This is a genomic window from Clostridium sp. AF35-15 (genome assembly GCF_003477745.1).
Classification (GTDB): Bacteria; Bacillota; Clostridia; order Lachnospirales; family Lachnospiraceae; genus Otoolea; species Otoolea fessa.
This window is the reverse complement of record NZ_QUDY01000009.1, coordinates 55,883-69,016: the sequence shown is the minus strand read 5'-3', so window position 1 is coordinate 69,016 and position 13,134 is coordinate 55,883. Positions and strand designations below refer to the sequence as shown.

Annotated in this window: 11 protein-coding genes; 9 read left to right on the top strand and 2 right to left on the bottom strand. The window is 49.9% G+C overall.

The genetic code is table 11. The annotated features are described in order from the left end of the window. The first annotated feature begins 117 nt into the window (after positions 1–117). The 6 genes from rimO (at position 118) to DWZ76_RS11010 (ending at position 5,310) form a co-directional block, all read left to right on the top strand. On the top strand, positions 118–1,461 hold the full coding sequence (gene rimO / locus DWZ76_RS11035) for a 30S ribosomal protein S12 methylthiotransferase RimO (protein ID WP_118293188.1): 1,344 nt from the start codon (positions 118–120) through the stop codon (positions 1,459–1,461). Further along, positions 1,445–1,987 carry a CDP-diacylglycerol--glycerol-3-phosphate 3-phosphatidyltransferase gene (gene pgsA, locus DWZ76_RS11030; protein WP_118472670.1) on the top strand — a complete coding sequence of 181 codons (543 nt, stop codon included), beginning with the start codon at positions 1,445–1,447 and terminating at the stop codon, positions 1,985–1,987. The genes rimO and pgsA overlap by 17 nt, the downstream gene beginning before the upstream one ends. Before the next feature lies 1 nt (position 1,988). Beyond that, complete coding sequence (locus DWZ76_RS11025) at positions 1,989–3,242, top strand: competence/damage-inducible protein A (RefSeq protein WP_106999954.1); 1,254 nt, start codon at positions 1,989–1,991, stop codon at positions 3,240–3,242. 103 nt (positions 3,243–3,345) lie between these two features. Further along, entirely contained in the window at positions 3,346–3,684 is a 339-nt protein-coding gene (locus tag DWZ76_RS11020; protein WP_118472669.1) for a hypothetical protein, read from the top strand. A gap of 122 nt (positions 3,685–3,806) precedes the next feature. Beyond that, entirely contained in the window at positions 3,807–4,904 is a 1,098-nt protein-coding gene (locus tag DWZ76_RS11015) for a hypothetical protein (protein WP_118472668.1), read from the top strand. 1 nt (position 4,905) lies between these two features. After that, positions 4,906–5,310: a GerW family sporulation protein gene (locus DWZ76_RS11010; RefSeq protein WP_022360264.1), complete on the top strand. Its 405-nt coding sequence runs from the start codon at positions 4,906–4,908 to the stop codon at positions 5,308–5,310. Between the two features lie 268 nt (positions 5,311–5,578). Here DWZ76_RS11010 and DWZ76_RS11005 read toward each other — a convergent pair whose 3' ends face one another. Both DWZ76_RS11005 and DWZ76_RS11000 read right to left on the bottom strand, forming a co-directional pair. Then, positions 5,579–6,646: a HAMP domain-containing sensor histidine kinase gene (locus DWZ76_RS11005; protein ID WP_118472667.1), complete on the bottom strand. Its 1,068-nt coding sequence runs from the start codon at positions 6,644–6,646 to the stop codon at positions 5,579–5,581. Then, complete coding sequence (locus DWZ76_RS11000) at positions 6,643–7,320, bottom strand: response regulator transcription factor (RefSeq protein ID WP_118472666.1); 678 nt, start codon at positions 7,318–7,320, stop codon at positions 6,643–6,645. The genes DWZ76_RS11005 and DWZ76_RS11000 overlap by 4 nt, the downstream gene beginning before the upstream one ends. Positions 7,321–7,527: 207 nt before the next feature. On the opposite strand from DWZ76_RS11000, the gene DWZ76_RS10995 reads away from it, so the two are divergent. The 3 genes from DWZ76_RS10995 (at position 7,528) to DWZ76_RS10985 (ending at position 13,125) form a co-directional block, all read left to right on the top strand. After that, positions 7,528–8,820 (top strand): efflux RND transporter periplasmic adaptor subunit, encoded by a 1,293-nt coding sequence (locus DWZ76_RS10995; protein ID WP_182431316.1) that lies wholly within the window; start codon positions 7,528–7,530, stop codon positions 8,818–8,820. 19 nt (positions 8,821–8,839) lie between these two features. Next, positions 8,840–11,848, top strand: coding sequence for an efflux RND transporter permease subunit (locus tag DWZ76_RS10990; RefSeq protein WP_118472665.1), 3,009 nt, complete (start codon positions 8,840–8,842; stop codon positions 11,846–11,848). 86 nt (positions 11,849–11,934) lie between these two features. Continuing rightward, positions 11,935–13,125 carry a TolC family protein gene (locus tag DWZ76_RS10985; RefSeq protein WP_118472664.1) on the top strand — a complete coding sequence of 397 codons (1,191 nt, stop codon included), beginning with the start codon at positions 11,935–11,937 and terminating at the stop codon, positions 13,123–13,125. Positions 13,126–13,134 lie beyond the last annotated feature (9 nt).

The window sequence follows — 13,134 nt, the reverse complement described above, 5'->3', positions numbered from 1 at the left end:
TGGATTTTTGCGCGTGACTGTGAAGGTACTGAACAGTTACGATATAGAATTTTTGTGACGGTCCAAATCGATTATGGTTACAGAAATTTTTTAAATATGGTATTAGGAGAGAATTGAATGAAATTACTTTGTATATCCCTTGGCTGCGATAAAAACCTGGTTGATGCAGAGCGTATGCTGGGTTCGCTGAGCCAGGACGGGTACACGTTTACCGATGACGAGCAGGAGGCAGATGTCATTTTGGTCAATACCTGCTGCTTTATCAACGATGCCAAGGAGGAGAGTGTCAACACTATCTTAGAGATGGCAGAGTACAAAAAGAGCGGAACCTGCAAGGCGCTCTTAGTCAGCGGCTGTATGGCACAGCGTTACAAGGAAGAGATCCTGCAGGAGGTGCCGGAGGTGGACGGTATTCTCGGTACGACCAGCTATGATGAGGTCAGCAAGGTGCTGGCGGAGGCGCTGAAGGGCGAGCGGGTATCTGATTTCCACGATTTGTCCGAGCTTCCGGAGACGAAGATGCGGAGCAAACGTCTGGTGACGACCGGCGGACATTATGCTTTTTTAAAGATTTCCGAGGGCTGTAACAAACGGTGTACCTATTGTATTATCCCGTCCCTGCGTGGACCGTACCGCAGTGTGCCGATGGAGCAGCTTCTCGCAGAGGCAAAGGAGCTTGCGGATCAGGGTGTGAAGGAACTGATTCTTGTCGCACAGGAGACGACGCTTTACGGCGTGGATTTGTATGGAGAGAAGACCCTGCCGAAACTTTTACATGAACTGGCACAGATCGATGGAATCGAATGGATCCGTATCCAGTACTGTTATCCGGAGGAGATCACCGAGGAGTTGATTCAGGCGATCAAGACGGAGGAAAAAGTCTGTCATTACCTGGATATTCCGATCCAGCACGCGAGCGATGCCGTTCTCAAGCGGATGGGACGCCGCACGAATCAGGCGGAGCTTCGGGAGCGGATCGCGCATCTGCGGGAAGAGATCCCGGATATTGCACTCCGCACGACCTTAATTTCCGGTTTCCCGGGTGAGACACAGGAGGATCATGAGGAACTGATGCGGTTCGTCGATGAGATGGAATTTGACCGCCTGGGCGTGTTTGCATACTCTGCAGAAGAGGACACACCGGCAGCCGGATATCCGGATCAGGTACCGCAGGAGGTCAAGGAAGACCGCCGCGACGAGATCATGGAGCTGCAGCAGGAGATTGCCTTTGAGAAAGCCGAGGATATGAAAGACCGTGTGCTTGAGGTTATGATCGAGGGAAAAGTGGCAGACGAGAATGCTTTCGTGGGACGTACCTATAAAGACGCGCCGAACGTAGATGGTTTGATTTTTGTCAATGCGGATGTTCCGCTGATGTCCGGCGATTTCTGCCGTGTCCGCGTAACGGGAGCACTCGAATATGATTTGATAGGAGAGTTGGCTGATGAATTTACCGAATAAGCTTACGACGCTTCGCGTCATCATGATTCCGTTTTTTGTGTTTTTCCTTCTCTGGCAGAATGGTGAAAACCGCACCTTCCGTATGATTGCACTGGCACTGTTTATCATAGCCAGCCTGACCGATCTTCTGGATGGAAAGATTGCCAGAAAGTACAATCTGGTTACGAACTTTGGAAAATTTATGGATCCGCTCGCGGACAAGCTTCTAGTGTGCTCGGCGCTCATCTGCCTGATTGAGCTGAACGCGCTTCCAGCCTGGATGGTTATCATCATCATCAGCCGGGAGTTTATCATCAGCGGATTCCGTCTGATCGCCTCGGACAACGGAGTTGTCATCGCCGCCAGCTATTGGGGCAAATTTAAGACGACGTTTCAGATGGTATCGGTGGTGTTATTGATTCTGGATATTCCGGCGCTTGCGTTTGTCACAACGATCTGTGTCTGGATCGCGTTGCTGCTGACGATTGTGTCACTTGTTGATTATATTTACAAGAATCATAAAATACTGACAGAAGGGAGTATCTGATATGATAGTCGAACTGATCTCGGTAGGAACAGAGCTGCTGCTTGGCAATATCGTCAATACCAATGCGCAGTATTTATCGGAAACGTGTGCAAAGCTGGGGCTTAACGTCTATTACCAGACGACGGTAGGGGACAACCGGGAGCGCATGACAGAAGTCTTCCGGACGGCGCTCTCAAGAGCCGATCTCGTTATCATCGGCGGCGGTCTGGGACCGACGGAGGATGATATCACGAAGGATGTCTGCGCGGAGCTGATGGGAATGCCGTTAGTCGAGGATCCGGAGGTGCGGGCACATCTGGAGGACTGGTACCGGCAGCGCAAGCGCACCGATATTCCGGATAGCAACTGGCGTCAGGCGCTGGTGCCGGAGGGCGCGGTGGTATTTTCCAACACAAACGGTACAGCTCCGGGACTTGCCCTGGAGAAAAACGGTAAGACCGCGATCCTTCTTCCGGGACCGCCGAACGAACTGTATCCGATGGTGGAAGATCAGGTTTGTGCTTATATTCAGAAACGATCTGACTGTGTGATCTATTCCCAGATGCTCAAAATCTGCGGATACGGGGAGAGCAAGGTGGAGGAGATGCTTCTCGACCTCATCGACCAGCAGACGAACCCGACGATTGCGACCTATGCAAAGACGAAAGAAGTACATCTGCGCGTGACCGCGAGAGCCGAGAGCGAAGACGCGGCAAAACAGCTGTTAAAACCGGTTATCAAAGAGATCAAGAAACGGTTCGGTAATGCGGTTTACACGACAGATGAGCATGAGAATCTGGAGGATGTCGTTGTCCGCCTCTTAAAGAAATACGACCTGACTGTGACAACCGCAGAGTCCTGCACAGGCGGTCTGATCGCCGGACGCATCGTCAACGTGCCGGGGGCTTCAGAGGTCTTTAACGAGGGATACGTGACGTATTCCAATAAGGCAAAGAAAAAGATCCTGGGCGTCAGTAAGGCAACCCTGAAAAAATACGGCGCGGTCAGCGAACAGACGGCGCGTGAGATGGCTGCAGGCGGTGTATTTACGACGGATGCGGATGCCTGTATCGCTGTGACCGGCATCGCCGGACCGGACGGCGGAACCGAGGAGAAACCGGTGGGACTCGTCTATATCGCATGTTATATGAAGGATAAAGTCAAAGTAGAGGAATACCATTTCCGCGGAAATCGTGAGAAGGTGCGTGAGCAGACGGTGATTCAGGCGCTGGATCTGCTGAGACGGTCGATTATTAAGAATTATAAAAAAGATTGATCATGTAAAGGAGGGAGAGCTGACAGGCGGGGAGAAATAGCCGGAAACGTGCTGTTTTTAGAGCGCCATGGATCAGGCTCTCCTTTTTTAGGAGGCGGGGACGATGATTTGGTATAAATATCTGTATCTGGGAGAAACTGCTAAAAAGCATCGTTTTTCGATTCTACAGAAACTCCGCCTCGGAAAGGTACAGCCGGGCGTTCACGTGATCACGCCTGCCTCAGGCGGACACAACCTGCTTGACATCCTGCCTGCCTATGTGCTCCGGCAGAATTATTACCGGGAGCAGGCGGATCTGCTGATCGTAGGGATCGGCGCGAGCTACCAGGATGCCGTGGAGACGGTGGGGCGGATTGTGGATGAGACGTACCGCGAGACGGGTGGATTTGATGTGAAGACGTATCTGAGAGAGAAGGAAGACAGGCTGAGGAAAAAGAGGTAAGTATTTTGCAGCCTTTGATGAAGTTTTTTTGGACTGAAAATGTTTTTTGACCCCAACATCATAGGATACAGAGCTGATACATGAATTTGTCAATGAAAGAATAAGAAGTGGGAGGGGATGGATTGCTGCATATTTTGTTCATAATCTTGAAAATACTCGGAATCCTGCTTCTTGTCATTCTGGGACTGTTGTTTCTGTGCCTGCTGGCGGTTTTATTTGTCCCGATTCGATACCGGGGGAACGGAAGCTACCACAGTATCAAGGATTTTGGCGTGCATCTGCATATTCATTGGCTGCTTCATGCGGTGTCGCTGCGGATTGCTTATGAAAATGAGCTTCGATATGCGGTTAAGTTGTTTGGATTCCGGATTTTCGGGAGTGAGAGTGAAGAGAAAGATACGGAATCTGGGCGTGTGCGGGAAGGCACGCAGGCAGCGGATTCGGATGAGCTGGAATTTGTAAATGCGCAGGAGAAAACAGAGGATGATGATTTAGACACCGGTGAACTGATTTTGCGGGCGGAAGCAGCATCGGAGAAGACAGACGCCGCGATCGAGAAAGCGGAGGAAACGGCCAGGCTGCTGGAGGAGGCGGTGAAGAGACGGAGTGCGCAGAGGGAGGCGGAAATGTCTCAAGCTGTGAAGAATGCAGATGCATTTCCAGATGTGAAGGAGGCGGGAGTGTCCGAGGCAGAAGGAGAAACGCATCAGGCAAAGAATGAATTAAAATCAAATCCCAGCCAGGAAAAGCGTGAATCGTTCCTTCATAGAATCATTAGCTGGTTCAAACAAAAATGGAGCGCCCTGCGGCAATCCCTCTCAAAGCTGCTTACCCGAATCAACAACCTGGAGCACAAACGCCAATCCGTCCTTGCATTTATAGAAAATGAAGAAAATCAGAAGTCATTTCGCCTGATCAAACGCCAGCTCATGCGAGTTCTGCGGCATATATTTCCCAGAAAGCTGTCCGGGCAGGTTACGTTTGGCGTGGAGGATCCTTATTTGATGGGACAACTTTTGAGTGTGGCAGCTTTTTTGTATCCAGTTTACGGAAAGAAGATTGATTTGACTCCGGTCATGGATGCAAATGCGCTGGACGGGGAGCTTTCGTTCCGGGGCAGAGTCCAGATTGGCGTGCTGGCATTGATGGCGCTTCGGATCTGGATGGATAAGAATGTACGGACACAGGTTTATAAATATAGAAACCGAGGAGGAAGATAATATGGCAGACAATCAGTTTGCATCGACAATCGGTGCATTATTTCAGGGTATGGATGAGTTCGTCACGACGAAGACAGTCGTGGGAGAGCCGGTGACAGTTGGCGATGCGATTATACTTCCACTCGTGGATGTAACCTGCGGCATGGCGGCGGGCGCGTTTGGTCAGTCGGCGAAAGAGAAGAATGCGGGTGGCATGAGCGCCAAGATGACGCCGAGCGCGGTGCTGGTCATTCAGAATGGCATGACGAAGGTGGTCAATATCAAGCATCAGGATGCATTGACCAAGGTTCTCGACATGGCACCGGATCTCGTCAATAAATTTGTCGGCGGAAGCACCGGACCGATCGATGCGGAGACGATGCAGACAGCTGAGAAAATGGCGGGCGAGATGGAAGAGAAGAAATAAAGAAATTAAAATCAAAACGCTTCATAGAATGATCATAGCACACGATCGAATGTCAGATGTCTCTGGCAATGATCGCCTGCTATTTAACTTCTTTTGAAAACAGACATTTCAGAGAGGTATCATTCTATGAAGCGTTTATTTGGTTTAGTTCTTTTTTCAATGGGATTTGGCATGACCCTGGTGCTCATTTTCCCAAAGAATTTTCTATGGGTCAGCATCGCCATTTCTCTGATGATTGTCGGGTACAATATGTTTTGCCGATGAGATTCTATGCTTTTTCAAGCGGCAGAATCACTGTAAAGCAGCTACCCTCGTCCACCTGGCTGGATACCTTGATGGTACCGTGCATCAGGTCGATGATCCGTTTCGTGATGGAAAGTCCCAGCCCGTTGCCCTTTTCATTGGGATCAGAGTTCCTGCTGTAAAATTTTTCAAAGATCCGTTTCATCGTGGCGTCATCCATGCCGACGCCGGTATCGCGGATGGAGACACGCACCTTATCTCCTGTGATAACGAGTTTGGCAGAAAGCATACCGCCAGCCGGGGTGAATTTGATGGCATTTTGCAGGAGATTGATCCAGACCTGCTGCAGCATCTCACAGTTGCCGTAAAATTTGCACGCCGTCAAATCAATGTCGAGATTCAGATGCTTTTTCTCCCAGAGCGGTTCCAGCAGAAGAATCGCCTGCCGGATTTGTTCGTCGAGGCTGAACGTCGTGCGGCCGGTCACGATCTCCTGCTTTTCCAGGCGGGAAAGCAGAAGAATGTTGCCGGTCATCGTGATGAGCTGGCGCGTGCTGTCGATGATGATGCGCGTGTATTCATTCCGGTCCGCCTCTGAGAGAGATGGATCCTGCAGCAATGTCGCATAGCCCTCGATGGCGGCGAGCGGTGTCTTGAACTCATGGGAAACCGTGGTCACGAAATCATTTCGCAGCGATTCGATGCTGTTTAACTCCTGCACCATACGGTTAAAATTGTCGGTTAGTTCACAGATCGCCTGCAAAGACTTCGAATTTGGCACATGAACAGAAAAGTCTCCGTCTGCTACCTGCTTAGCGGCAAGGCTTATGGAACCGATCGGGCAGAGGATTTTCGACCAGAGGAACAGCGACAGCGCGATACTGAATGCAAGGCTGCTCAAAAATGACATCAGACTCGGAAAATTCGGACCGAAAATCCGAAAAACTTCGTGTTTATCTGTTCCGCTTGTGAGCAGCGAGACAAAATATCCGGTCAGCATCGGCATCAACGAGGACACCAGGAAGAAAAAGACCAGGAGGGTCAGCCAGTAGAGTGGAATCTGGAAATATTTGGTAAAGTTCTTGCTGATCATGCTTCTGTTTTCACCGCCTTATAGCCGAGACCCCGCACGGTCATGATGATAGAATCATCGCAGTTTTTAAACCGTTCGCGCAGCCGGTTGACATGCACATCGACCGTCCGTTCGTCGGTTGTCGAGTCAAGCCCCCAGATTTCGTCCATGAGCTGCTGCCTCGTGAAAATCTTATTTGGATAAGAAAGTAATTTATATAGAAGGTAAAATTCTTTCTGCGGCAGAAGTGTCTCCTGCCCGTTGACCGTGACCGTCAGTGCATCGTAGTCGAGAATCGTATTTTGGCAGACAATCCGATGCTCCGTCGCGAGCTTGGCGCGTTTGAGCAGGGCGCCAACCCGCAGAACCATCTCATTGACATCGATTGGCTTCACCATGTAGTCATCCGTGCCTGCCTGAAAGCCGCGCTGCTTGTCTTCGAAGCGCTCTTTGGCGGTGATAATCAGGATCGGCATCGTAAATCCACTCGTCCGCAGGTGATCAATCAGTTCATATCCGTCCATTCCGGACATCATAATATCCGAAATAATGAGATCTACATATTCAGAATCTAAAAGAGATAATGCTTTTTCGCCGCTTTCTGCCGGAAGCGCCAGATAACCATTGTTGGTGAGTACCGTGCAGAACAGGGAACGCAGTTTCGCATCATCTTCTACCACGAGAATGTGAAACATATCCGTAAAACCTCCCTATACTTCAATTAAAAAGATGTAATATCATAAGTACTCATAGTATACCACATAAGTTTAAACTGATTGTGAACGGTGCAACACATTTTTTTCACGGTTCGTTTACATTCAGTTTATATGTAGTTGAAACTCGTTTAAAAATGGGATGTTATACTAGGGACAATTAGGAAAAACCAGAAAGGAATATGCGAAATGAGTAAACAATCTTCTCTGATGGAAGCGGCAAAGCGGAATAAAAAGAAAACAGCCATCATCGCGGTGGTGGTGGTGCTCGTACTTGCGGCGCTTTTTATGCGTTTCAAGGGTGGCAGCAAAGGAGGTTCAGGCGGCGGTCCGGGCGGTCCGGGCGGTATGCAGGACACGCAGATGGACAATGTGGCGACGGTTGCGGCTGAGAATCCAAAGAGCGGAACGATTGAGCGGACAACCAGTACATCCGGTACTGTCGAGGCATCGGACGTTGTCTATGTCTATGCGAAGGCATCCGGCGATGTGACGGGTGTCAACGTCAGCGTCGGTGATATGGTGACAGCGGGTCAGCTTCTCTGTACGATCAATACCGAACAGGTTGAGACGGCGAAAAATGCGATGGACTCCGCCTCTGTTAACCTGACCGAGGCACAGAGCAATTTAAGCCGTATGCAGCTTCTTTATCAGGGAGGAGATATTTCTGATCAGGAATGGGAGCAGTATCAGAACCAGGCGAAGACGGCACAGTTAAATTATGAATCGGCAAAATTAAACTACGATCGTCAGGTGGAATACAGTTCCGTGACCGCACCGATCTCCGGCAAGATTGAGACGATGGATATTGATGTATATGATCATGTAAACCAGCAGGCGCAGCTCTGCGTTATCTCCGGTGAGGGAGATAAACGGGTATCGTTCTACGTATCCGAGCGTGTTATGAGCAACTTAAACCAGGGCGACGCGATGACGATTGTAAAAGATGGAACGACTTATGATGGTGTGATTACCGATGTCAGCAGCATGGCGGACGAGAGCAACGGTCTGTTTAAGATAAAGGCAGAGCTGCCGGAGGCGAACAGCCTTTCAACGGGAAGTACTGTCAAGGTAACAGTAACTTCTGAGCGTGCAGAGAATGTCATGACCGTGCCGGTAGATGCAATCTACTATGATAACGGCGTTGGAAATGTCTATGTTTACCAGGATGGAACGGTACATAAAGTGGAAGTCGAAGTGGGGCTTTATAATACGGAGCTGGCGGAAATCAAGTCCGGGCTGACGGCAGATGATCTCGTCATCAGTACATGGAGTTCCCAGCTTTATGAGGGTTCAACCGTTAACTTAAAGGGTGAAGAAACAGATGCGGCAGCAGCGGATGAAGCTGGAAACCAGAAAGCCGATGCCCTGGCAGGCTCTGGAAATGGACAGAAAGCGGGCGCTCCGGCAGATGGCGGAAAGGATCAGCCTGCGGGTGATGCAGGCACCCCGAAAGATGCAAAAAATGGACAGAAACAGTAGGACAGGAGGAATGTAAGACATGGGAGTAACGAAATATATCCTGAAACATCCGGTTACTACTGTCATGGCTCTGTTGTGTCTGGTTGTATTCGGTATTTCATCGGTCTTTTCGGCAAAGCTGGAGCAGATGCCGGATATGGAGACGCCAATGCTGATTATCATGGCAAATTATTCAGGCGCAGGACCGGAGGATATCAGCGAGCTGGTAACCGAACCGATCGAGGATGCGATCGGTACGCTGGAAGGTGTGGACACGATTACCTCCGAATCGAGCGATGGACGTTCGATGATCATGCTTCAGTACGATTACGGCACCGATATGGATGAGGCATATGACAACTTAAAGCAGAAACTGGACAATATCCAGCGGGCGCTGCCGGATGATGTGGAACCGAGCGTTATGTCGATGAACTCCAATCAAGGAGACAGCATGATGCTTTCGATTGCACATAAGACGCAGACAAACCTCTACGATTATGTGGATCAGAAGATAGTACCTGAATTAGAGCGAATTTCTTCAATTGCAAACATTGAGACGCGAGGCGGTTCTTCTAAGTACGTCAGCATTGAATTACAGTCTGAAAAAATGGATCAGTACAATCTGACCATGCAGGATGTTGCGAGTGCGATCAGCGATGCGAACGTGGCATCCCCGTCGGGTGAGGCAGATGCCGGAAACCTGGAGCTTTCCGTTACTACCTCCTTAAAAACAGAACAGGTAAATGAGCTGCAGGATATTCCAATCAAGACGCCGGCAGGACAGATTATTTCTCTGTCGGATGTGGCAAATGTGTATGAGGCAACGAAAGACCGGGGCGGCATTTCCCGTTACAACGGTCAGGAGACGCTCTCCATTTCGATTCAGAAGCAGCAGGACAGCACAGATATGGAAGTGTCCTCGGCTGTCAAAGAGAAAGTTGAAGAATTGATGGCAGATGATTCGGATCTGACGATCACGGTTGCAAATGATACATCTGACACGATTCTTGATTCCTTAAAAGACGTAGCAGAGACAATGGTTCTGGCGGTTATCATCTCCATGCTCATCATTTTCCTGTTCTTTGGCGATTATAAGGCGTCCTTGATCGTCGGAAGTTCCATTCCGACTTCGATTTTGATGTCCTTGATTGCGATCACGATGGCAGGATTTTCGTTGAACGTTATCACGATGAGTGCGCTGGTACTCGGCGTCGGCATGATGGTCGATAACTCGATCGTTGTACTGGAGAGCTGTTTCCGTGCAACGGCGGAGCAGGAAGACAAGGGGGCGCTTGGCTATTTTTCGGCAGCGCTTCACGGAACCGGCATTGTCATCAACTCGATCATCGGTTCGACGATCACGACCTGTGTCGTATTCCTGCCGCTGGCATTCTTAAACGGTATGACCGGACAGATGTTCAAACCGCTGGGATTCACGATCGTATTCTGTATGTCGGCGTCCCTGCTTTCTGCGATGACGGTGGTTCCGCTGTGCTATCTGTTCTACAAACCGAGCGAGGCGAAGCGCGCCCTGATGGGACGTCCGATTGAACGTTTACAGAAATGGTACCGCGGCATCATGGACCGTCTGTTAAACCACAAAGCGATGGTTATGGGATTTTCGGTTCTGGTACTTGTACTGACGGTAATTCTGGCGAGCGGAATGCAGACGGAGCTGATGACATCGGATGATACCGGTACGGTCAGTGTCAGCATTGAGACGCGTCCGGGTCTGAAACAGGAAAAGATCGAGGAGGCGCTGGCAGAAGCGGAGGCGATTGTTTCCGCGAGCGACCAGGTTGATTCGTACATGCTGCGTTACAACGGAGACAGCGGTGAGATCAGTGCCTATCTGAAAGATGACCGTACCATGAAAACAGACGATGTAGCCGATCAGTGGCAGAAAGAGATGGATAACATTGCAAACTGTACGATCGACGTATCGGCATCGACTTCCATGAGCTTCATGGGAAGACAGCGCGGCTATGAAGTGATTCTTCACGGCACGCAGTATGATGAATTAAAAGAAGTTAGTGATAAGATTGTCAAGGAAATGACAGCAAGAACGGATGTCATCAACATCCATTCCAGTATTGAGAATAATGCACCGATCATTACCCTGAAGATTGATCCAGTCATGGCAAAGGCGTATGGACTCACGGCTTCCAGTATCGGAACGACGATCAACCAGATGTTGAGTGGTATCGACGCGACGACACTTAAAATTGACGGCGAGGACATTACGGTAACGGTTGAGTATCCGGAGGGCGAGTACGAGACAGTTGATAACATAAAAGATATTATTTTGACGGGAACAAACGGACAGAAGGTGGCACTGACCGATGTGGCAAATGTCGTATTTGAGGATAGCCCGGCTTCGATTTCCAGAACCGACGGTGCATATGAGATCACAATCTCTGCCGATTACACCGGTGATAATGTACAGCAGCAAATCAATAGTGAGGTAATTACTCCGAACTTAAGCGGCACAATCAGCATTGGGCAGAACAGCCGTGACCGTATGATGAAGAGTGAGTTCAGCTCCCTGTACCGCGCGATTGCGATTGCAGTCTTCCTGGTATTCGTTGTCATGGCGGCACAGTTTGAGTCTGTGAAGTTTTCCATCATGGTTATGACGACCATCCCGTTCAGTTTGGTTGGTTCCTTCGGATTACTGAAGCTGACCGGCGTCAGCATCAGTATGACGTCCCTGCTTGGCTTCCTGATTCTGGTCGGAACTGTTGTAAATAACGGTATTCTCTACGTGGATACGGTCAACCAGTATCGCTCCACGATGGATCTGCGGACAGCGCTCATCGAGGCAGGTGCGACCCGTATCCGACCGATTCTGATGACAAGTATGACAACCATCCTCGCGATGATCCCGATGGCACTGGCAATCGGAAGCAGCGGTTCCACGACACAGGGTCTGGCGATCGTAGATATCGGCGGCCTGACCGCAGGTGTGATTGTCGCGCTCTTCATGGTTCCAGTATATTACGCACTGCTGAGCCGGAAACCGAAGGAAGAGATACCGGATGTGGATTAGATATAGGTTAATTGAAAAAATATTGTAGGAAATAAAATATTTGCTGCGGAAATTAAAATCAGATAGATCGGAATGGAGTGACATACATGAATCAAAATAGAAGATTCTGCCTGACCCGTCGGATTGCCTCTGGCGTGGCAGCCTGCTCACTGGGAGTATTCCTGGCGACAGGTGCGCCGGTCCAGGTATTGGCAGCCAGCCCGCAATTTGCATATTCCACAGAAAAATGGGCTTCGCTGCAGGATGATAAGCTCGAATTTGACGAGATTGCTGATCGGATCCATGAGTACAACAGCACAGTGGAGAAGAACCGGATCGAGTACAAGGATTATCAGGGCAAAGACAGCAATGAGATCGCGCAGGAATATTATGACGCGGCAGATGAGATCGAGAGCAGTATCGAGTACCCGGATTCAGATGATGCGAATTATGGTTCCGCACTGGCAGCAGCACAGAGAAGCGAGACTTCCGCGACCCAGATGCGCGAGCAGGGCGATAATAACGTCGATGATGCGAATGTTAAGGCGTGGGGGTATACGCAGACCGAGAAATCGTTGGTACAGCAGGCGCAGAACCTGATGATCCAGTACTGGAATGCCCAGGAAAACTTAAAGAGTGTGCAGAACCAGGTGTCCAAGGCAGAAAAAGACTATGAGACGGCAAACTTAAAGCTTTTATCCGGAAGCGCGACCCAGACGGATGTGCTGGATGCCAAGGAGACTCTTTTAAAGGCGCAGGCGTCCATCACGACGGCGGAGAGCAATATTGCATCGACGAAGGAATCCCTGTGCCAGATGCTTGGATGGAAATATGGCGCATCAGTAGAAATCGGTGCATTACCGGACCCGCAGGAACAGATGAGTGCATCGGTCAACCTCGAAGAGGACATTGCGAAAGCACAGGAAAATAATTATCAGTTAAAGATTCTGGCACGTCAGGTCAACAATGCGATGACAAGCACCCTTAAAGAGCAGTACCAGACAACTCTGACCAGCGGAAAGGAGGCAGTCAAGTCGAATGTCCAGTCGGCTTATCAGAATCTGAAGCTTTCTGAGGCACAGTATGAACAGGCAAAACGCAGCCTTGAATTAGAAGAAAAGACGAAACAGACCAACGACCGCAAGCTGGCAGCCGGACTTATCAGCCAGAACGCATACCAGAGCGCAACCTATTCCTATGAATCGGCATCCGTGGCAAAAGAGACGGCAGCGATGTCGCTTCTCCAGGCGCAGCTCGCCTACCAGTGGGCGGTGGGCGGTCTGGCGTCCACGCAGTAGAAAGGGGTG